Annotated in this window: 1 protein-coding gene; it reads left to right on the top strand. The window is 53.4% G+C overall.

The genetic code is table 11. The annotated features are described in order from the left end of the window. A partial coding sequence (locus tag R8O11_RS28215) for an ABC transporter substrate-binding protein (protein ID WP_318194999.1) occupies positions 1 to 671 on the top strand: 671 nt, incomplete at both ends.

Here is a 671-nt window from a genome sequence, read left to right as displayed (position 1 = left end):
TCTGACGGCGAGCAGCAAGCGCTGCAAACACTTAAAGCTCAGCTAAAACAGCACGATATAGAGCTGCTGCAAAGCCCGGTGTTAGGCGGTGGTGGAGACAGTGCGATGACGGTACTGCAAGCTCGCGCACTGGCGGGCAATCCTCCCAGCTTCGCGCAAATCGAGGGACCAAGTATTAAGGCGTGGGATGCCATCGGTATTTTGCACAACGTCAACGCAGTTGCCGATGAGCAGCGCTGGGACGAGGTGCTCTACCCGCTATCTATTGAAATCAACAAAACACAAAACGGCTACATCGCCCTGCCACTTACGCTGCACCGTTTGAACTGGCTGTGGGTCAACCACAAGCTGCTTAAACAACTGAATCTATCCGAGCCGAAAAACTGGCAAGAGATGTTCGCCGCCATGGAGCTTGCTAAGCAAAATGGCATTGTACCGATCGCGGTCGGTGAGCAGCCGTGGCAAGTCGCCCAACTTTTCGAGAACTTAGTGATCTCCACTGGCGGCGTTGAGTTCTACACCAATGCGATGGTTAAACTTGAGCGAGACAGCATCGACAGCGACACTCTGCGTCAAGCGCTGACGCAATTTCGCCGCCTGAGTTTATTGATCAACAACCAATTACCTGACAGTAAGTGGGATACTGCAACCCAAGCGCTAGCCAGCGGTCA

The organism is Vibrio sp. 1288 (assembly GCF_033344475.1).
This window is presented reverse-complemented; position numbering and strand designations above follow the sequence as displayed.